Genomic DNA, 17,531 nt, shown 5'->3' with positions numbered 1-17,531 from the left:
CGATTACAAGTGCCATTTTGAACTTGAGTATGTATATCGTCTAATTTATATTTCGTATTTAACACATCATAAATAAAAATGAATGGTCGATCGCAATCTGGAAAATTTTATGAAAAACATAGACTTGAACCTACTGATGATCTTCGATGCTGTGATGACTGAAAGTTCTATCAGTGGGGCGGCTGAGCGCTTATCGATGACACAACCGGCGGTGTCGAATGCTGTGGCGCGAATGAGGCAGGTGTGGAACGACCCTCTTTTCATCAAAGATGGCAGGGGAATCAAACCCACTACTTTTGCGCTGAGTCTGTGGAATCAAACCAACGGCCCCCTGACAATGATCAAGGATGCGGTGAATCCCCAGGAGTTTGACCCAGCGACCGCAAAACGTCGTTTCCGGGTTGCCTGCGCCGATATTATGGTGGACCTGGTGTGGCTTCCCATGCGTCGGCTGATTGAGCGTGAAGCACCACATATTGATCTGCATGCGGTGCCTTATTCACGGCTGAATTCGCAGACAATTCTGGCCAATGCTGAAGCTGATCTTGTCATTGGTGTGTTGGAGGATATGCGTACTTCAGACCGTAAAGAGCTGTTATTTCAGGGAGAATATGTCTGTGCCATGCGGAAGGATCATCCATTGGCTGGTCAGGAGTTGTCACTGGAAAAATACCTGCAGGCGGATCATTTATTGGTGTCTTTGTCCGGTGATCCGGAAGGATTTGTTGATACTGCATTGAAACAGATGGGTGAATCCCGTCGTGTGGCGATGACGGTAAATCACTTTGCTTCTGTACCGGCCATGCTGCTGGGAACCGACCTGATCGGTGTTGTGGCCAATACTGTCGTGGCGAAAGAAGCCCTGGCAGGAAAGCTACATATCACCGTCCCTCCTGTCGCAATCCCCAGCACTCAGGTGGCCGTCTCCTGGCACGCACGTCATGACCGGGATGCCGGCCTGCACTGGCTTCGTGAAAATATCGTCCATTTTGCGCGGCAGGAATGGGCGAAATATGGGCCGGCCTGTTGTTTGCAAACCTTGGCTTGTAAGGCCTCTGCAATGCATTCTGATAAATCGGGGAAGGAATTGCATTGATGAAGAAGGAGTTGGTCAGAAGTCCCTAGTTAAAAATGACTTTTTTCTCTATTTGTTCAGGTAATGAAATATCGAATCGCTGTAACTGTTTCCGGTTGAAATAAAAAACACCTGATTGGTCTATCTCTGGAGCAATGGCCAATGGGGAGGTGCCCTCCAGAATTTTGAGAGCAATGGCGCCGGCTCTTTTGCCATGTGTCTGGCCATGTATGACCAGGGCTCCCATTGCGCCCGCATCACTGACGGTATAATCCTGGTTGGCGAAAATCGGAATCTGACTGGTTTCTGACATACCGGTGATAGCTTCCTCGGCTGACAGATATTTGCCGTGTTCGTCCTTAATGTTGAAGTAAGCAATCGGAATTATAGCGTCATAGGTTTCATGGGCTGAGTGGAGTGTCCGCAGCCAATCTGCCCAATTGGACGCGACTTTAACATCAGCTACGATGCCTGTTGTGGCGAGAGTCTTTTGGTCAAGCAGGGTATTTTTCAACTCTGCTCGGGAGGTCTGACTGTCTCCTGTAATGACCAGCACCCGCTTAGCCTCCGGCATAATCTTTGAGATAAATCTGATAGTGCCGAAAATTGGTGTCCTTTCCAGAACACCAGTCATGTTAGGTGGCAGTAAACCATCTGAAAAATAAACTCTCGGGTTGTGATTGATCCCCAGAAAAACAACAGGGGTATCTTTTCTGGCGAGCCTGGGGCCAAGAAATCTCAGCGCGTTATCGTCGCCGAGCAAAATAAGATCAGCGTTTGATTCCTCGATTTTCTTCCATGCCAGATCTGCGCGGGTCTGAAACTCATTGTCGGGTAATCTTTTGGTGTCCATATAGAACGTCTCGACATTGGCAATCGCAGACACGGATTCACGGATACCGACCTCACATTGATAGGTCCAAGGGAATTCCTGGTGGTAGCTGGAGACCAGCAAAACCGCTTTTGGTTCCGGCCATGCTTTGGCGGAATGGAATGTACTGACCAGAATGACAATTAGCAGCGCGTATCTCATATCATCCACCGACTCCAGGTGCCCGGTTTATGAAATGAAGTGGCTGAGAACTATGCGTGTGATATTTTATGCATTCTTCTCTGCCATAAATATTCGGGGGCACTGTTAGGAAGTATAGCTTCTGAGATTACATCCACACCTGCATATCCCCGAAACTATCTGTTGAACGTCTCGAATAGATGAAATGGCAAAGTTTTCCAGGTAAAAAAATGGAGCAGCAGGGTGCTGCTCCCAACGGGGGGCTTTAGATCGCTTTAGCCACAAAATTTTTCAGTTGAGCAAAGCCGGAAACACCGCTTTGGTTGGCAACGGCTTTACCGTCTTTGAATACAATCAGTGTCGGGATGCTGCGAATACCCATAGCACCAGCTATATCACGGTTCTCGTCTACATTGACTTTGACCACCTTGATGTCATCGGCCATTTCCTCTGCCAGCTCGTCCAGTAGCGGGGCAATGGCATGGCAGGGGCCACACCAGTCCGCCCAGAAATCCACTAACACAGGTTTGTCAGACTTAATAACGGTGTCGCCAAATTCGCCTTCGGAAATATGCTGGATAAATTCGCTCATGGTAAACCTCAACTCTGTATCTGTTGCGGCTGTGAGGGGATGGCCCTGAGCCACATGTTTTGTTGAGGTCATGTTGCCTGTGCATGAGGCTGTACACTAATTGAGCGTTGATATAGTCAATATCACATAAAATGATGTAACAATATATCGTGTAATAAGATGCGGTGATGAAGCCTGTTGATTTCATCACCGCCGGGAGGAAGTTGTGTAGGTGGGCTAGTCCTGGGCGGGGATAGCTGGTTCAATCAGGTTTCCGCGACTGATGATCTGATCTATTTTAGTCAAGTCACCGATGTCTGTTGTCGGATCACCGGCAATGATCAGAAGGTCTGCCGGGGCGCCCTCTGAAATGGTCCCCAGCCCTCGCAGATTCAACCAGTTACCAAGAATAGCGCCAGGTTGACTGGTGGCCATGGCCAGAGTTTTTGCAGGGGAATAACCACAGCGTTCGACCAGAAGGAAGATCTCTTCATGAGTCGATGCACCTGCTGAAGCTCCCAGTAAAGGCGTATCGGTTCCTATCAGTATGGGAATGTCTGCTTCTCGCATTTTGATGCATCCGTCGAGCCTGTCATTGGTATGGCGGGCTATGTTCTCTCCATACTCCTGCATTGAGGGCGATACTTCAGCGCTTTCTTTAAAAGCCTCAAATGCACCGCTGTCCATGACTGTAGCATCTGCTGCAGTGACCGGGTTTTTGCCTTCACTGACCATGGCAACGTTCTGGAATATTCTCATCGTACTGATGACAGGCGTCCCGGAGCTTTTGAGTCTTTCAAGACTGGCGGTACTCAGTTGAGAACTGTTGACACTGTGGGCAAACAGATCAACGCCGGCGTTCAGGGCGGTTTCCAGATCTTTTGAGGTGCCAATATGCGCTGCGACAGGAAGTCCCGCTTTATGGGCGGCCTCGACAGTTCGTTTCGCCAGCTCCGGAGGCATGGACGGTGTATCGAGGGGGATACGGTCAATCATGATTTTGACCAGTGAGGCTCCTTCTTCGATACGATTTTGTGCCATTTCTGCGAAATCAGTATTTTCATCGATCTCTTCTATCATGAGGTGTTTTACCAGGCTGGAAACCGGCCAGTTCACCGTTTCCTCGATTAAGGGTCCGGGATGACTTTCTGCGACGGTTACCTGAGGTCCAGCATAGGCCAGACGGGGGCCGGTAATCTCACCGGACTCCAGCTCCTCGTGCAGGCCCTGCAACTGACCGGCAATACCACCGAGATCCACAATGGAAGTCACTCCGAAGGCGAGAAAAGCGGAGAGAGTTCTCTCGGGAGGATAAAATGTCTTACGCCAGGGAGGGGCATCAGTACCCCCTACGTGAGTGTGGAAATCGATCAATCCCGGCATAATCAACATCCCTTCAGCGTTAATTTCAGTATCAGCCTTAACGCCCAGTGGATGCGGCGCGATACGGGATATTTGCCCGTCTGTGACAAGAACATCCATATTTTCCTGAATTGGATGATCTGCATTGCCATCAAAGATCCGGGCTTTAGTGATTAACAGACTGCCTTTGTTATCTGTCTTTACCATGGGAGGTAATGAAGCGTAATGGAAGCAGCCGGTTGTACCTGATAGGAATATCAGAATCATAAAAGTGCTTAGAAAAACTCTTATTATTTGTGTCATGAGTAGGGACCCTGGGTCTGGTTTATCTATCTGCTGGTAGATGGTGCCCAAAAGGAAAGGGAGGGCGAATCAGATGTAAGACTTTATCAGATGGGCTGGATCAAAGTGGGATCTTCTGCACATCCCGTCTGGTCAACCCTCATGAAAGGCTGTTGCTGTAGATTTTAGTTGCTGATTAATAAAAAACGGAATAAATTTGAGTGCAGTAACATCATCATAGGTGATGTAAATCCAAAAAGCGGGACACGAATGAAGAACCAGGAACTCACTTTACTCTATGTTTTTGATGCAATTATGACGGAGGGCTCTGTCACCCGCGCAGCGGAACGGCTTGCTATGACTCAGCCAGCTGTTTCCAATGCGGTGTCCCGGATGCGTCATGTGTGGAAAGATCCCTTATTTATTAAAAAGGGCAGGGCGATTGAACCCACCTCGTTTGCACTGAGCCTTTGGGATCAGGTGCGTGCGCCTATGCATGAACTATCCAATGCTGTGGATGCCAGTGCGTTTGAGCCGAAGGAATCCAAGCGTAAGTTTCGGATTGCCGTGACCGATGTACTGGTGGACCTGATCTGGCAGCCTCTGGCCTGCACTCTGCAGCGCACGGCGCCGGGCATTGATCTATATGCTGTTCCCTATACACAGGCAACGGCCTTCAACCAACTCAGAGAAGCCCATGTCGATCTTGCCATTGGTATGCTGACAGGGCACGACAGCAGCTTGCGTAGTATTTGGCTGTTTGACAGCGAATATACTCTGGCTATGCGTAATGACCACCCCCTCGCCAAAAATGGCATTACCATGGAACAGTTTCTGGAGGCAAAGCATTTGATGGTGTCCCTATCGGGAGATACAACCGGCATCATCGATCTTGCTTTATCCCAGCGCGGGTTAAAACGTCGTGTCGCAGTGACAGTTAACCACTTCGCCGTGGTTCCTCAACTGTTGAAAGAATCAGATATGATCGCCGTCGTACCGAAAATCGCTACTGGTGGTGCGGGTTACCAGGACGGAATCCAGTTTGCCGAGTTGCCTTTTGAAATGGACCCGACCAGCATTTACCTGATCTGGCATACCCGTCATGACCGTGATCCCGGACTGATCTGGATGCGTCAGATGGTTGAGGAAATCACCAAAATGAAATGGAAGGGTTGTGCACATTGCACAGGAAAAGGTAGTGCTGTTGTCGGTTTGTAACGGGCGCTTGTATAAATAAACCGGTAATAAGAAAGTGATTTCCAGTGAACTGGTTCAACCCTTTGACGGTTCACTCGATCCTATACAGCCTCTCGACCTCTCGACCTCTCGACCTCTCGACCTCTCGACCTCTCGACCTCTCGACCTCTCGACCTCTCGACCGTACCGCCTAATTCCTGTGACCGTCCTCTGTGACCTTGCATTGCATTTCTAACAAATACCTGGTGTTGATCTCTGGCGGGAATTTTCGTAATCATCCAGATTGATGAAGTGATTTTTTGTTATAAATTCTAATGATGTGAAACAGCTATGAACGTATCCGATCAGGCTGTGAAATCCCTTGAAACTTCTATGAACCGCCGCCTTCAGTGCTTGTGGAAAATTTTTTGAAAACTACTTTCTGTTAATATCTAAAAATAGAATTCAAAGTATTTTATTTTCTATATAAATCATATAGTTAAATTGTGTTTAATAAATATTTAACCTTATATTGGTTTGAACTCTAATGAAGAATCGTTATAGAATAATGCGCTCTTTAGCGACGAGAGCATTAAAAAATGACGAAAACTAAGTCGGATGAGTCCGACATTAAGTTTCGCCACCCTACATCTACAGACGGCTTGACCGTCAATCAACTGATCGGCAGATGCCCACCTCTGGACACTAATTCCGTCTATTGCAACTTGCTGCAGTGCTCCCATTGGAGCGGAACCAGCGTCTGTGCCGAAATCGATAACCAGGTCATGGGATTTATCTCGGGTTACCGGGTTCCTGATAAGCCTGATCATCTATTCGTTTGGCAGGTTGCCGTGGACGCAGAAGCCCGAGGTAAGGGTTTGGCGGGACGGATGCTGCGTGAATTGATCAGAAGGCCCGGGAGTGAAGATATTCGTTTCATGCAAACGACGATCAATCCGGATAATCAAGCTTCCTGGGCACTTTTCGAAAGTCTGGCAGCAGAACTCAATGCTTCCACCAAGCGGGAATGTCTGTTTGGTCGGGAAACTCATTTTGGTGGCCGGCATGATGACGAAATCATGCTGACAATCGGCCCTTTTTAAGCGTTTTGGATTGATGGGAATGCCTGCACAAAAACATAACAAGGTGCAGGACGTGGTGACGTATAACCAAAATTCGGGTGGCAGGAAGCTACTGGCCAATCCCGGAAAATATGATACCGGCAGTACAGGCTCCGCTAGCGCAGCAGATGCAGAATAATCGCAGTATCAGTCAGGTAAATAACGCACGAAGTCAGAGTTTAAAAAATTACGGAATTAAGAAAGAAAACAGGTAACGTCATGAATATTTTTGAAAATGTTGAATCCGCCGTTCAGAGTTATGCACGTTCTTTTCCCAAAGTGTTTAAGCGTGCCTCGGGTGCCCGTATCGAGGATGTCGATGGCAATAGCTATATCGACTTCCTGGCAGGAGCGGGAACGCTCAACTATGGGCATAACAACCCGAAATTGAAACAGCCGTTACTGGACTATATCGCTGAAGACGGTATTGCTCACGGGCTGGATATGCATACTGATGCCAAAGCCCGCTTTCTGGAAAACTTTCAGTCATTGATTCTGAAGCCCAGAAATCTGCAGTATCGACTGCAGTTCACTGGCCCTACAGGAACCAATGCTGTAGAAGCCGCTTTGAAGGTAGCGCGGAAAGTGACTGGTCGTACCAATGTGGTGGCATTCACCAATGGTTTCCATGGTTGCACTCTGGGGTCAGTGGCACTGACCGGTAACAGCCATCACCGTGACGGTGCTGGGGTATCGCTGAATGATGTCACTCGTCTGCCCTACGATGGCTATCTGGGGAAAGATTTTGATACCACGAAGCTGCTGGAAAAAATGATTCTTGATGGCAGCAGTGGATTGGATTTGCCCGCTGCAGTAATTGTAGAAGTGGTTCAGGGCGAAGGTGGATTGAATGTCGCCAGTGACCGTTGGTTGCGCCGCCTGGAGAAAATTTGCCGTGAGCACAAAATTGTACTGATTGTTGATGACATTCAGGCTGGTTGTGGTCGTACCGGTAGTTTCTTCAGCTTTGAAGCATCGGGGATCAAGCCGGATATTGTGACTTTGTCCAAATCTTTAAGTGGATTCGGTTTACCGTTTGCCCTGACCCTGATCAAACCGGAGATGGACATCTGGAAGCCGGGCGAACACAACGGCACATTCCGTGGTAATAACCATGCGTTTGTTACTGCCTCCGCCGCACTGGAAAACTACTGGAAAGACGATCAATTCATTACCGAAGTTCGCGAAAAAGGGGAACTGGTTGAAAAGCGTTTTTCCAAAATGGCTGATCGTTTTGGGCATTCACTGTTCAAAGTGAAAGGACGTGGAATGATGCGCGGCCTGAGCTGTGTGGACGGTGAACTGGCAGCAGCCATTTGTGAGAAGAGTTTCGAAAAAGGCCTGATTGTTGAGACTAGTGGTGCTGATTCCGAAGTGGTGAAGTGCCTGTGTCCTCTGGTGATTTCCATGGAAGATCTGGATAAAGGCCTGTCTATTATTGAAGAAAGCATTAAAGAAGTGGTTGCCAGTGAAGAATGGCGTGCGGCGGGCTAATCCCGTTGCCCGGATGCCCGCTGTACAAATGATTGAAATCAACCACAGAATATAATTTTGGAGCACGAGAATGATTGTCAGAACACTGGAAGAAGCCAGAAAATCCGACCGACGGGTAAGCGCAGAAAACTGGGAGAGTGTGCGCCTGTCGCTGAAGGATGACCAAATGGGTTTTTCCTTCCATATCACAACGATCTACGCGAACACCGAAACGCCGATCCACTACCAGAACCATCTGGAAACCGTGTATTGCATCTCCGGTGAAGGTGAAGTGGAAACCGTCGCTGACGGCAAGGTTTATCCTATTAAACCAGGCACGGTATATATCCTGGACAAAAACGATAAGCACTTGCTGCGCGGGTTTACTGACATGACGATGGCTTGTGTATTCAATCCACCTTTGAACGGCAAGGAAACGCATGATGAGAATGGCGTTTATCCGCTGGAAGCCGAAGCAGTGGCTGACTGAGCAGGGGACCGGAACACTTCCGGCTTCTTAAAAACTGCTCATTCACCTCTGTCGATCAAACAAGGAGGAACACTATGAAACATGTCAGCGAAATCAGCATGATTGCTGGCGACAAACCTTATGCTTCACGTACTGGAGATGAGACCCTGATACAGAAACGTCAGGATCCGGTCGTGTTTGTTGAGGAGAACAGTGACACCAGTGCAGACCAGGATGTGGCACTGACGTCGGAACAGCTGGAAAGCTATCGTAAGAACGGCTTTTTGATGCTGGATAATGTATTTACTGAGGAAGAGATCAGTCCGCTGCGTCGCGAACTGAATCAGATGCGCACAGATCCGTTGCTGCGTCGTCGTCCGGAAAGTTTCAATTATGTGGATGATGAACTGCACTCCGTTTTTGGTGTGCATAAGCTCAATCCATTGTTTGGGAATGTGGCGAAGGACACTCGGTTAACATCTATTGCCCGGCAGATACTGGCGGATGATATTTACATCCACCAGTCCCGTTTGTGCTACAAACCCGGTTTCACGTCGGAGAAATTTTTCTGGCATTCAGACTTTGAGACCTGGCATGTGGAAGATGGTATGCCACGGATGAGGGCGTTGAGTATTTCAATTGCGCTGACGGAAAGTCATGAACACAATGGACCGCTGATGATGATTCCGGGGTCTCATGAGTTTTATATCCGTTGTAATGGAGATACACCAAAAGACCATTACAAACAGGCTCTTAAACAACAGGAGCATGGCTTGCCAGATACCGCCGTACTCAGCACTTTGATGTACGAAGGAGGCATTCAGTCTGCCTGCGGTAAGCCGGGGTCTATCGTGATCATGGACTGCAATACTCTGCACGGGAATAACGGTAATATCACTCCAGATCCGAGAGCCAACCTGTTTGTTGCTTATAACGCCTGGTCTAACCAGCTGGAGACACCGAATTGCGAGCGTGAGCCGCGTCCTGAGTATGTGGCGGCCAGAAAACCTGGCTCACCACTGGCGTAGCACTCCACCGGTGTAAACTTCTGCTCATTGATTGGCGGTGACTGCACTGTCCATAGAAAGCCGGCCTTTGGGTCGGCTTTTCCATCCTGCTATTAATGATCCCCCGACAATTGTCAGACATGCCAGGACCAGTGACCAACTGGCCTCTGCCAGGTTGGTTGTCACCAGTAGAATTGTCGAAATTAAGGGCGCAGCGTAAGCCAGCACCCCCAGTAGCTGGATATTGCCGTGTTTAATTCCGTAGTCCCAGGTGAAGAAGGCAATACCCACCGGCCCGAGCCCGAGGCCGACGACGCCCGCCCATTCCCAGACAGAATTCGGCCACACAGTAGCTTCCCATAACAGATGGCATAGTAATGCCAGAATCGCTGTAACGGCACAAAACCAGCCAACAGCATCTGTGGTGACCTGCTTAACCAATCGGCTGGCAACGGAGTAAGAGGACCAGATGATTGCGCAGGCAAGGGCCAGCAGGTATCCGGGTAAGTATTCCCAGGCAAATCCGGTTGCGCCTTTGCCTATCAATAACCAGCATCCGATCAGAGCCAGCAAAGCGCCCACCAGATGTCGAGCTAATAAAATTTCGCCGGGTAGAAAAGAGGCCATCAACACGATAAGCAGTGGCCAGAGATACGCCAGAAGGCTGACTTCCACGGCCGGAGCAAGACCCATCGCCAGGAAGTAACACAGATGATAGCCAAAGTATCCGCCGACCCCAAGTATCCATGCCAGTGGAGGCTGACGCAGATAGCGCAGACCTGTCGTTCTTTGTTTCCACCAGCGGCAAGCCATTAACAGAAACGCCAGTCCAAAACACATGGACATTAACTGGAATGGTGGGATGTTACCGCCGGTCATTTTGGTAAAGAGAGCCAGAGTTCCCCATAAGAATATCGAGATGAAACCAATGCAGGTGGCTGATCGGTGTTGCGGTGATTGGTGTAGCGACATAGGTATTCCCCCCAGATTACCCTGGGAAGTGTAAGCAGGAGAGATGCAATATACTTTGTTGAAAAAGCGAATCTATTTGGTGCGATAGCGAAAGTGCCGGGGGGATAATCCGAAGTATTGGCGGAACCGGTGACTGAAGGCGGACAGGTTGGAATAGCCTGAATCTTCAGCAATCTGTTGGATGCTGTTATCGGTAAACTCTAGCTGCTTTCGGGCATGCTGCATTCGCAAATCCAGCAGGTAATGGTGGGGGGTTCGACCAAAATACTGTTTGAACAGATCGACCAGTTGTCGCTGGCTGAGATGGGCTACCTCTGCAAGTCCGGCCAGTGATACATCTTGCCGGAAGTGCTGATCCATCCATTCCCTGGCGGCATTGATTCGTTTGTCTATATTTGGTTCGCAGCCGTGTCGCTCCATCAGCAGTTGGACAAGCAGGAGGAGCATCGTGCGGTGACTCTCCGCGTAGCCATTGTATGACTGATGCAGGAGCTGCTGGTGCAGAAAACCAATATATCGTGACAGTGCTGTATCAAGGAGCAGAAAAGCCGGTAGACGTTCAATGTTTGGTGTGATTGCAGCGGGAACATCTGCTACCAGGAAACAGTTTCCCTCTTCTGAGGAAAAGCTGTGGCTTTCGCCAGCCGCAATAAAGGCAGCCTGATGGCCCGATACTTCTCCGCCGGCAGTCCCTACTGTCATGGCCAATTGACCGGTAACGGGCAGGACCAGTTGATGGTATTCGTGTTGATGTCGGTGGATTTCCCGCTCGTAGCTGCGAAGATCCAGTTCAGGATTATGAGTACTCATCCGGTTAGTATAGCGGTCAGTGATACCTGACGAACAGAGGCTTAGTAATCAGCCTGATTATTGATCATGTACCTTCACTACCTGGGATACAGGTCCATCAATAAGAACCTTTAGTTCCGGGTCAAATCGCTGATATCGATTTGGATGATGCATACACTCGTTGTTTCTTTGTACGATCTGGATAAATTATGGTCCAACTTTAAGGGATCATCCTGTTTCGGCCGCAATGGAAATTGATTTGGCCAGCGGATGATCAAAGACTTGACGGATGTGATATGGCAATAGGTTATTTTATTGGTGGTATCGGGTTGTTCCTGCTGGGAATGACGTTGCTTACCGATGGCTTGAAACTGGCGGCTGGTCCCGCACTGGAAATCATGCTGGGACGCTGGACCTCTACCCGGAGCAGAGCATTATTGAGCGGTATCTCCATTACCGCCCTGGTTCAGTCATCCAGCGCTGTGACGGTTGCGGCTTTGGGGTTTGTGAATGCCGGCTTACTGGCTTTCGAACATGCCGTCTGGGTCATTTTTGGCAGTAATGTCGGGACCACGTTGACCGCTTGGCTGGTTGCCATTCTTGGATTCAGTATCAAGATTGATGCCTATGCTATGCCCTTAATCGGGGCTGGGGCCTTTATACATTTAATGATGAGCTCCCCCCGATATCGAGCTCTGGGGACGGCAATTGCGGGCTTCGGTTTGTTATTTCTGGGTATTGAATTCATGAAAACCGCTTTTGCCGGATTGGGTAATGACTTTAGTGGTGGTTTGACGGCAGACGGGAATTTCTACCTGCTTTGGATGGTGGTGGTCGGCATGACGTTGACGGTGCTGATGCAATCCTCCAGTGCGGCTATCGCCATTATTCTGACGGCCATTGCCGGCCACCTGTTACCTATGGATGCGGGAGCAGCTGCGGTTATTGGTGCCAATATTGGGACCACCTCCACCGCAATACTGGCCTCATTTGGGGCCACGCCCAGTGCAAAGCGTCTGTCTGTGGCGCATGTGCTGTTCAACCTTGTGACCGGTCTGGTTGCTCTGTTTATGCTGCCAATGTTCATGTGGCTGATGGTGTCGCTGCCCGGTGGAAGTCGTATGGAGGATAACCCAGCAGTGTTTCTGGCAGCTTTTCACACATTGTTCAATGTATTGGGAGTGGCATTGATGTGGGTGATTGGTCCGCCAATGACCCGATGGCTGAAAACCCGGTTTCAGCGGGGCGGCAAAGTCCTTGCCCTAAAACATATTGATCGCAATGCGGCGATTGTTCCAAACGTGGCGTTTCGGGCGGTTCGCATGGAGCTAGAGCGTTTTCAAGGACTTCTGTCAGCGCACATCCGCGCCTCTCTGTTGAATCCCCTGGATAAAGTGACCGTGGAGACACGACGAGATCTTCGAGAACTGCTTTATGAGATTAATCAATACATCAGCAATCTGCTGCAGCAACCGCTGTCACCTGCCATGGCCAATCAGATTCCGAGGACGCTACAGGTTGTACAGTATGCGTATAACCTGCTGGAAACCATGGATTCATTGAAAAAAGAACCGATTGTTGAAGCAGAGTTACTCACTCAGTTAAATGACTGGTTGGTCAACAATGCCTTTCCTTCGGCAATTGAGCCTGCTGAAATGCTGGCACAGAGCGGTGATGCAGATAACTCTTATCTACGCCTGAAACAAAAACTGCTGGATAGCGCGATGGAAGGAAAGTTTGGATTATCGAAAATGAACCAGCTCCTGCAGCGTCTGAGTCAATACAAGCGACTGCAGGAACAACAAATCAAAGCTGTTAGGTTGTCAATGGACCTGGACAGCTAGTTTGTTTATCGGAGAGGGTCAATGAGGTAGCAACACCGCCGTGCACCGGCGATGATATGGTCTGTGCGCTCAACTTTGGCCAGGCCATCAAAACAGCGTTGGAAATTCTCCAGCTCGGTGCGACACAGGCCCTGGCATTGCTGGGCCGCGACACAGATAGGGCAGTGATTTTCAATTAGCAGGAAATGGTCGCCTTCCTGCCTGGCTTCGGCCATGTATCCTTCATCGCTGCGGAGTTCTGCCAGTTTTTGAAGTCTTTCGAATACTTCATGAAAGTCTGCCAGAGTTGACAGGTAGTGTTCCAGCTGCTTCTTGTTACGTACTTCGATGAGTCTGTCCAGACCTTCTTCACCAAACACTTCTCTGGTTGATGCAATCAGTTCAACGGTCAGGTTTGCGTGACTGTCCGGAAATCGTGCCTGAGCTTTTTCTGTCAGGTGCCATTTTGCCAAAGGCCGACCTCGTGGCTGCTTCTCCTCCCGGCTATAAATCAACTGCTCCTCTTCCAAGCGGGCAATATGCTGGCGTGCGCCCATGGTCGTCATACCCAGCCATTGTCCCAGTATCTTGGCACTGGTTGGCCCGCGGGATTTAATCATGTACAGAATGCGCTCGCCGCTGTCCTCCTGAGTACTCAATACCGTTACCTCTCTTATTGGTCTCTAATTCATTTCCATTGACTTCATTTGTCTCCAGTTCGTCCAGTATAGCCTGATAGTAAAAATTTAAGAAAGCGATAGCTTTACTAATTATGGTGTTTCGCAGTATGGTTTTAATTAGTAAAGCAATCACTTTACTAATTGGATGACTCCAAATCAGGATCTATCAGAGCACTATAAAAACTAAAGAGGACATAGTCATGTATCTTGAACATGCGAATATCACCGTAGAAAACGCTGAAAAAACGATGGATTTTCTTAAAACTGCCTTCCCTGATTTTGCTTTGCGGGGAGAGGGAGAATTGCAAAATCAGTCAGGTAGATGGTTCCATTTCGGAAACGACAATTTTTACTTTGCGCTGCAGCAGTGTGATGAGCATCTCAGTCATGTGGGTACCAGGTATCTAAATGATGGGATCAATCATGTCGGAATGGTGGTAGAAGATGTGAGTGGTGTTAGAAGTCGACTCGAAGAGCGGGGGTACTCCGGGTATGAAACAGACAGGCATCCGTTTCGCAGACGTATTTATTTTTATGACCCCAATGGAATTGAGTGGGAGTTTGTTCAGTATCTAAGTACTCGGCCAGAGGAAAGGAACTTATACGAAGAGCAGGCAAGTTAGTCTGACCTGAATGTTAGATAGGAGAAATGTAATGGATCAGACTTTAGATATTGCCATGATAATGGGCAGTGCCAGGGAGCACCGTTTTTGTGACACTGTCGCCTCCTGGGCTGCAGCTGAAGTGGAAAAATTCTTTAAAGTAGCACCGAGAGTGGTAGATCCGCGCGAACAGGAAGGCCTTTCGCTAGCGGAAACATCCCAAGCCAAGGAGCGATTTCAACAGAAGCTCGGGCATGCGGATGCCATGATCATTGTGGTGCCCGAGTACAATCACAGCTATCCGGCGGCGGTCAAAACGGTGATCGATGAAGCCTATGGTGTATGGAAGGGTAAGCCGGTTGGATTCGTCAGCTATGGTGGCATTTCTGGTGGATTGCGGGCCGTTGAGCACCTTCGTCAAGTGATTGCCGAGCTTCATGGCCTGAGTGTTCGGGATTCTGTGAGTTTTGCTTCAGCCTGGGAGCAATTTGATGACGAGGGAAGACTGAAGAATCCGGATCGGGCCAGGAGTGCCATGACACGTATGCTGACTCAGATTAACTGGTGGGGAAGGCATTTAAAAGAGTCGAGGTCCGTTGAACCCTATCCCTTTTAGGGCTCTCTGAATCCCCGTAGAGAAACCATCATCTGCCGATGTTCATGACTTGGTATGGAACTTCCCTCCCTGCTCAAGTCACCATTGGCAGGTTCTCTGCAAACGGCAACTGCCCGAAAAAACCATTATCAAAACGCCTGCGTAATCTATCAACCACAGACGCAGGAGTGATAATGAAACAACCCCAAGCTGAAACAGACTCTGGTTCCATCCGTAAGCTGTTAATCGTTTTTGGTGATCAACTATCGATTGACGCCGCACAGCTTGCCCATCTGGATAAGCAACAGGATGCCATTCTCATGATGGAGGTGGATGATGAGGCAACCTACATACCCCAGCATAAAATCCGGCTGGTGCTGTTTTTTTCTGCCATGCGCCACTTTCGGGAAGCCCTAAAGAAAAAGGGATACAGAGTTTTTTACACAGAACTGGAGGATGGTGAAAATACACATTCTTTTGCCGGTGAAATTAAGCGTTTTGTCCAGAACTATAAACCTGAACAGGTTCTTGCTGCTGAGCCTGGAGATTATCGGGTAATGAATAGCCTGCAGGTGGTAATGAACAGTTTGGAAGTTCCATTGGACATTGTGCCCGATCAACATTTTTTATGTAGTCGTCATGACTTTCAACGATTCGCTGAAGGTCAAAAGTCACTGTTACTGGAGAGCTTTTACCGGCAAATGAGGCGTCGGTATGGCGTCCTGATGCAAGGGGACGAACCGGAGGGTGGTCACTGGAATTATGACAAGGATAATCGTGAATCATTTGGGAATAACGAAACCCTGAAAGTCCCCAAAGTTAAATCATTTGCACCCGACAACTTGACCCGGAAAGTCATGGACCTTGTTGAAAGGCGTTATCCGGATAGCCCAGGCCAGTTAGACTTTTTCGATTATCCTGTCACTCGCGAACAGGCCCTGGAAGCTTTGCAGGATTTCATCGAACATCGTTTATCCGAATTCGGCCGTTACCAGGACGCGATGGTGACGGGGCAGCCCTATCTTTATCACAGCCGACTAACCTGTGTGTTGAACCTGCACCTGCTGGATCCCAGGGAAGCCATTGATGCGGCAGTTGAGGCGTATTATGCGGGGAAAGCGCCGCTAAACTCTGTTGAAGGATTTGTTCGTCAGATACTGGGCTGGCGTGAATATGTCAGAGGCGTTTATTGGCTGAAGATGCCGGAATATGAACATCAGAATGCTTTGAATGCGAATCTGGAAATGCCTGGATTTATGTGGACAGCCAATACAGATATGCGTTGCCTGCAGGATTGCCTGCAGCAATTGGTGGATCATGCCTATGCCCATCACATTCAACGGTTGATGGTATTGGGATTGTTTTCTTTGCTGTTGGGTGTAAATCCGTGGAAAGTGCATGAATGGCATATGTCCATGTATGCCGATGCGGTGGATTGGGTATCGGTGCCGAATGTGTTGGGAATGAGTCAGTACGCGGACGGTGGTTTTCTTGCCACCAAACCCTATGCAGCCTCGGGTAACTATATACAGAAGATGAGCAACTATTGCCGGCAATGTCGCTACAATCCGAAGCAGGCCGTGGGAGAAAAAGCCTGCCCCATCACGACATTGTATTGGGATTTCCTGGACCGAAATAAAGAAACGATCGGTCACAATCATCGCATGAAATTTCAGTACGCCAATCTGGTCCGCAAATCTGATGAGGAACTGTTGGCGATTCGAGAACAGGCTGATTCCCTGCGTAAACGGTTCGCATGACCTGGCTGTGGATATTCTGCTACAGTAGCCAGCCAAAAAGAAGGTGGTAGAAGTCGTCGGCGGAATATGAATATCGATTTAATGGATGTGGTCTGGCTTACTGTGGTCGCAACGATTGGTGCGATCTGGTGGCATGGTTTTAAAGTCAGGGAACGGGCACTGTCTGCCGTACGCAAGCGCTGCCAGGAACTGGACCTGCAATTCCTGGATCAAAATGTGGCCCTTCGGTCTATCAAAATCAAACGCAATGACACTGGCCAGGCCCGGATATGCCGGGTGTATGGTTTCGAGTTTTCATCGACCGGTGATGAGCGCTACCGTGGATACATCACTCTGCTTGGTATGCAAGTGGAGGAAATTATGATTGAGCCGCACAGGTTGCATTAGTCCGTCCGATATTTATGAAGAAATTTCCTCAATCCCGGTTAATTACGTTAGATGCTGTGGCTGTCGTGGCTACGTGGCTATCATCGATTAATTTAATACTAGGGAGGCTCTGAATAACTCCCCAAATCAGTCATAATACGGCCAACTTCACTCATCAGGAATACTATCCATGGATCAGATGACTTTCTCCGAAGCTGAATACCAGAATAAGAAGCGTAAGACCCGCCGGGAAATCTTTCTGGAGCGAATGGATAAGCTGATCCCATGGAAACGCATGGAAAAGAAGATCGCCCGCTATTACCCCAAGGGCGAGAACGGCCGCCCTCCGTATCCGTTATCCACCATGCTTCGTGTCCACTGCATGCAGCTATTTTA

The 17,531-nt window shown here is 48.9% G+C and carries 19 protein-coding genes; 13 read left to right on the top strand and 6 right to left on the bottom strand.

Going from position 1 to position 17,531, the window contains the following annotated elements:
* Positions 1 to 109 precede the first annotated feature (109 nt).
* Complete coding sequence (locus F566_RS0109715) at positions 110 to 1,096, top strand: LysR family transcriptional regulator (protein WP_020406794.1); 987 nt, start codon at positions 110 to 112, stop codon at positions 1,094 to 1,096.
* Positions 1,097 to 1,121: 25 nt separating this feature from the next.
* On the opposite strand, the gene F566_RS0109710 is transcribed toward F566_RS0109715, so the two are convergent.
* From F566_RS0109710 to F566_RS0109700, 3 genes are all read right to left on the bottom strand, one after another.
* Positions 1,122 to 2,108, bottom strand: a complete 987-nt coding sequence (locus tag F566_RS0109710; protein ID WP_020406793.1) for an ABC transporter substrate-binding protein — start codon at positions 2,106 to 2,108, stop codon at positions 1,122 to 1,124.
* Positions 2,109 to 2,352: 244 nt separating this feature from the next.
* Positions 2,353 to 2,751: a thioredoxin gene (trxA, locus tag F566_RS0109705; RefSeq protein ID WP_020406792.1), complete on the bottom strand. Its 399-nt coding sequence runs from the start codon at positions 2,749 to 2,751 to the stop codon at positions 2,353 to 2,355.
* A 144-nt stretch (positions 2,752 to 2,895) separates the two neighbouring features.
* Positions 2,896 to 4,287, bottom strand: a complete 1,392-nt coding sequence (locus tag F566_RS0109700) for an amidohydrolase family protein (protein WP_020406791.1) — start codon at positions 4,285 to 4,287, stop codon at positions 2,896 to 2,898.
* Positions 4,288 to 4,572: 285 nt separating this feature from the next.
* Here F566_RS0109700 and F566_RS0109695 point away from each other — a divergent pair, with 285 nt between their 5' ends.
* The 6 genes from F566_RS0109695 to F566_RS0109670 all read left to right on the top strand — a co-directional run bounded on the left by F566_RS0109695 (position 4,573) and on the right by F566_RS0109670 (position 9,569).
* Positions 4,573 to 5,520 carry a LysR family transcriptional regulator gene (locus tag F566_RS0109695; RefSeq protein WP_020406790.1) on the top strand — a complete coding sequence of 316 codons (948 nt, stop codon included), beginning with the start codon at positions 4,573 to 4,575 and terminating at the stop codon, positions 5,518 to 5,520.
* Positions 5,521 to 6,077: 557 nt separating this feature from the next.
* Positions 6,078 to 6,581 carry a diaminobutyrate acetyltransferase gene (gene ectA, locus F566_RS0109690; RefSeq protein ID WP_020406789.1) on the top strand — a complete coding sequence of 168 codons (504 nt, stop codon included), beginning with the start codon at positions 6,078 to 6,080 and terminating at the stop codon, positions 6,579 to 6,581.
* 19 nt (positions 6,582 to 6,600) lie between these two features.
* Positions 6,601 to 6,738 carry a hypothetical protein gene (locus tag F566_RS36865; protein WP_020406788.1) on the top strand — a complete coding sequence of 46 codons (138 nt, stop codon included), beginning with the start codon at positions 6,601 to 6,603 and terminating at the stop codon, positions 6,736 to 6,738.
* An 80-nt stretch (positions 6,739 to 6,818) separates the two neighbouring features.
* Complete coding sequence (gene ectB / locus F566_RS0109680) at positions 6,819 to 8,093, top strand: diaminobutyrate--2-oxoglutarate transaminase (RefSeq protein ID WP_020406787.1); 1,275 nt, start codon at positions 6,819 to 6,821, stop codon at positions 8,091 to 8,093.
* Between the two features lie 70 nt (positions 8,094 to 8,163).
* Positions 8,164 to 8,562 carry an ectoine synthase gene (locus F566_RS0109675; protein ID WP_020406786.1) on the top strand — a complete coding sequence of 133 codons (399 nt, stop codon included), beginning with the start codon at positions 8,164 to 8,166 and terminating at the stop codon, positions 8,560 to 8,562.
* A 74-nt stretch (positions 8,563 to 8,636) separates the two neighbouring features.
* Complete coding sequence (locus F566_RS0109670; RefSeq protein ID WP_020406785.1) at positions 8,637 to 9,569, top strand: phytanoyl-CoA dioxygenase family protein; 933 nt, start codon at positions 8,637 to 8,639, stop codon at positions 9,567 to 9,569.
* A 24-nt stretch (positions 9,570 to 9,593) separates the two neighbouring features.
* Here F566_RS0109670 and yddG read toward each other — a convergent pair whose 3' ends face one another.
* Complete coding sequence (yddG, locus tag F566_RS0109665; protein WP_020406784.1) at positions 9,594 to 10,520, bottom strand: aromatic amino acid exporter YddG; 927 nt, start codon at positions 10,518 to 10,520, stop codon at positions 9,594 to 9,596.
* A gap of 72 nt (positions 10,521 to 10,592) precedes the next feature.
* Positions 10,593 to 11,330, bottom strand: a complete 738-nt coding sequence (locus F566_RS0109660) for an AraC family transcriptional regulator (RefSeq protein WP_020406783.1) — start codon at positions 11,328 to 11,330, stop codon at positions 10,593 to 10,595.
* A gap of 275 nt (positions 11,331 to 11,605) precedes the next feature.
* Here F566_RS0109660 and F566_RS0109655 point away from each other — a divergent pair, with 275 nt between their 5' ends.
* Entirely contained in the window at positions 11,606 to 13,153 is a 1,548-nt protein-coding gene (locus F566_RS0109655) for a Na/Pi cotransporter family protein (protein ID WP_020406782.1), read from the top strand.
* 5 nt (positions 13,154 to 13,158) lie between these two features.
* Here the strand turns inward: F566_RS0109655 and F566_RS0109650 are convergent, their stop codons facing one another.
* Positions 13,159 to 13,791, bottom strand: coding sequence for a helix-turn-helix transcriptional regulator (locus F566_RS0109650; protein WP_026179893.1), 633 nt, complete (start codon positions 13,789 to 13,791; stop codon positions 13,159 to 13,161).
* A gap of 221 nt (positions 13,792 to 14,012) precedes the next feature.
* On the opposite strand from F566_RS0109650, the gene F566_RS0109645 reads away from it, so the two are divergent.
* The 5 genes from F566_RS0109645 to F566_RS0109625 all read left to right on the top strand — a co-directional run.
* A complete protein-coding gene (locus tag F566_RS0109645; protein WP_020406779.1) occupies positions 14,013 to 14,435 on the top strand; it encodes a VOC family protein in 423 nt (140 codons plus the stop codon).
* 31 nt (positions 14,436 to 14,466) lie between these two features.
* A complete protein-coding gene (locus F566_RS0109640) occupies positions 14,467 to 15,030 on the top strand; it encodes an NADPH-dependent FMN reductase (RefSeq protein ID WP_020406778.1) in 564 nt (187 codons plus the stop codon).
* 173 nt (positions 15,031 to 15,203) lie between these two features.
* Positions 15,204 to 16,769: a cryptochrome/photolyase family protein gene (locus tag F566_RS0109635; RefSeq protein ID WP_020406777.1), complete on the top strand. Its 1,566-nt coding sequence runs from the start codon at positions 15,204 to 15,206 to the stop codon at positions 16,767 to 16,769.
* A 66-nt stretch (positions 16,770 to 16,835) separates the two neighbouring features.
* Positions 16,836 to 17,156 (top strand): DUF3301 domain-containing protein, encoded by a 321-nt coding sequence (locus tag F566_RS0109630; protein WP_020406776.1) that lies wholly within the window; start codon positions 16,836 to 16,838, stop codon positions 17,154 to 17,156.
* A gap of 169 nt (positions 17,157 to 17,325) precedes the next feature.
* Positions 17,326 to 17,531 (top strand): IS5/IS1182 family transposase (locus tag F566_RS0109625; RefSeq protein ID WP_020406775.1); only part of this gene is annotated, 206 nt, incomplete at its 3' end.

It is taken from the genome of Hahella ganghwensis DSM 17046 (genome assembly GCF_000376785.1).
Lineage (GTDB): Bacteria > Pseudomonadota > Gammaproteobacteria > Pseudomonadales > Oleiphilaceae > Hahella > Hahella ganghwensis.
Note: the sequence above shows the minus strand (reverse complement) of the source record. Positions and strands in the feature narration are given on the sequence as shown.

Bases quoted from the DNA above. Each gene is read 5' to 3' on its own strand.
- F566_RS0109715 (WP_020406794.1), top strand. From the start codon at position 110: ATGAAAAACATAGACTTGAACCTACTGATGATCTTCGATGCTGTGATG.
- F566_RS0109710 (WP_020406793.1), bottom strand. From the start codon at position 2,108: ATGAGATACGCGCTGCTAATTGTCATTCTGGTCAGTACATTCCATTCC.
- trxA (WP_020406792.1), bottom strand. From the start codon at position 2,751: ATGACCTCAACAAAACATGTGGCTCAGGGCCATCCCCTCACAGCCGCA.
- F566_RS0109700 (WP_020406791.1), bottom strand. From the start codon at position 4,287: ATGATTCTGATATTCCTATCAGGTACAACCGGCTGCTTCCATTACGCT.
- F566_RS0109695 (WP_020406790.1), top strand. From the start codon at position 4,573: ATGAAGAACCAGGAACTCACTTTACTCTATGTTTTTGATGCAATTATG.
- ectA (WP_020406789.1), top strand. From the start codon at position 6,078: ATGACGAAAACTAAGTCGGATGAGTCCGACATTAAGTTTCGCCACCCT.
- F566_RS36865 (WP_020406788.1), top strand. From the start codon at position 6,601: ATGCCTGCACAAAAACATAACAAGGTGCAGGACGTGGTGACGTATAAC.
- ectB (WP_020406787.1), top strand. From the start codon at position 6,819: ATGAATATTTTTGAAAATGTTGAATCCGCCGTTCAGAGTTATGCACGT.
- F566_RS0109675 (WP_020406786.1), top strand. From the start codon at position 8,164: ATGATTGTCAGAACACTGGAAGAAGCCAGAAAATCCGACCGACGGGTA.
- F566_RS0109670 (WP_020406785.1), top strand. From the start codon at position 8,637: ATGAAACATGTCAGCGAAATCAGCATGATTGCTGGCGACAAACCTTAT.
- yddG (WP_020406784.1), bottom strand. From the start codon at position 10,520: ATGTCGCTACACCAATCACCGCAACACCGATCAGCCACCTGCATTGGT.
- F566_RS0109660 (WP_020406783.1), bottom strand. From the start codon at position 11,330: ATGAGTACTCATAATCCTGAACTGGATCTTCGCAGCTACGAGCGGGAA.
- F566_RS0109655 (WP_020406782.1), top strand. From the start codon at position 11,606: ATGGCAATAGGTTATTTTATTGGTGGTATCGGGTTGTTCCTGCTGGGA.
- F566_RS0109645 (WP_020406779.1), top strand. From the start codon at position 14,013: ATGTATCTTGAACATGCGAATATCACCGTAGAAAACGCTGAAAAAACG.
- F566_RS0109640 (WP_020406778.1), top strand. From the start codon at position 14,467: ATGGATCAGACTTTAGATATTGCCATGATAATGGGCAGTGCCAGGGAG.
- F566_RS0109635 (WP_020406777.1), top strand. From the start codon at position 15,204: ATGAAACAACCCCAAGCTGAAACAGACTCTGGTTCCATCCGTAAGCTG.
- F566_RS0109630 (WP_020406776.1), top strand. From the start codon at position 16,836: ATGAATATCGATTTAATGGATGTGGTCTGGCTTACTGTGGTCGCAACG.